Below are 1,512 nucleotides of genomic sequence, written 5' to 3'. Positions count from 1 at the left end.
GCTGCTGGAGGTGTGCCAGATTTTTGGAACCCTGATCGCCGACGAGCAGCAGATCTACGACCTGAATTACCTTGATGACCAACTGGTGCTGGGAATCAAAGGGACACTCAGCGTTGTCGAGCTGAAGATCCTTCGCCAACGAATGCAGGCTGGGCAGGAATCGAAGGCGCGACGGGGCGAGTTATTCAAGAGGCTGCCGGTTGGCTACACCCGGGATTTGGCGGGTAAGATCGTTTTTCATCCCGATCAGCGAATCTGCGAAGCCATTCGACTTGTGTTTATGAAGTTCCGAGAACGGTGGAGCATCCGCCAAACGTTCCAGTGGTTCCGCGATCACGATATAGAGCTACCCGCGAATCCGATCCAGGGGACAAAGCTGGTCTGGAAGGTTCCCACCCAAGGCCTGGTCCGCGATATTCTGAGCAACCCCTTCTATGCTGGCGCCTACGTGTGGGGCCGCCGTCCGGTTACGACGGTGCTGGTCGACGGCAGGCTGGAGAAACATCAGAGCGCTACGCGTCGAGCAGAAGAATGCCGGGTCTTCATCCCCGATCATCATGAGGGTTATATTGACTGGGCCACCTATGAAGAGAATCGACGAATGACGCGGCGCAATTCCGTAAACTGGCAGGGGGATGAATCCATGACCGCGATTCGTGCCGGGCAAGGTCTGCTGGGGGGACTTCTTCGCTGTGGACACTGTGGCCGCAAACTCCATGTACGTTACTGGGGAGCCCGAGGCGGCCACGCGCGTTATCTCTGCAAGGGAGATTACGACGACGGCGGACAGTACTGCCAGCGCTTTGGTGGCGCATCGGTAGACCGCCGGTTGAGCCAGGAACTGCTCAAGGTTATTTCTCCTCTTGGGGTAGAGGCCAGCCTGCGCGCACTTGAGGAGTTAAGTGCAGGGGATGCGGCACAGCGCAGTGCCCTGTCCAGCAAGCTCGGGCAAATGGAGTACGAGGCCAGGAAGGCCTTTGAGCAATACGATGCGGTAGATGCCAGGAATCGTCTGGTGGCCGGCGAATTGGAACGTCGCTGGAATGAGAAGCTGGAGGAGATCGCAAAGACGAAACAGAGACTGGCCGGGCTTAGCGGAAAGCGATATTTGTTGTCCGCCGACGAAGAAGCTCAAATCCTGGCGATGGGCGCGAACTTTTCTGAAGTCTGGCAAAACGATCACTGTCCTTCGACACTCAAGAAAATGATCTTCCGCACGGTTATGGAGGAGATCATGGTGCGCACAGATGCGGAGAAGAAGACGCTTCAGTTCATCATCCACTGGAAGGGCGGTACGCACACCCAATTTGCGATGGATCGGCCGCGTTCAGTAACTGAAACCGCAACCCCGATCGCGGCCCTAGAGATCATAAGCCGGATGGCGGTTCGCCACGGCGATGACCAGATAGCCTCCGTGTTGAACCGCCTCGGTTATTCGACAGGTAAAGGCAAGCGGTGGAATCAAATCCGCGTGGCCACTGCGAGGCGCAACTATTCGATTACCGGTCAAAG

General features: G+C 56.9%; 1 protein-coding gene. It reads left to right on the top strand.

The annotated features are described in order from the left end of the window. Positions 1 to 1,512: recombinase family protein (locus tag Q363_RS31605; protein ID WP_035358747.1), on the top strand; the 1,512-nt coding region annotated here is incomplete at both ends.

This window comes from Edaphobacter aggregans DSM 19364 (assembly GCF_000745965.1).
In the GTDB taxonomy this organism is placed as follows: domain Bacteria; phylum Acidobacteriota; class Terriglobia; order Terriglobales; family Acidobacteriaceae; genus Edaphobacter; species Edaphobacter aggregans.
Note: the sequence above shows the minus strand (reverse complement) of the source record. Positions and strands in the feature narration are given on the sequence as shown.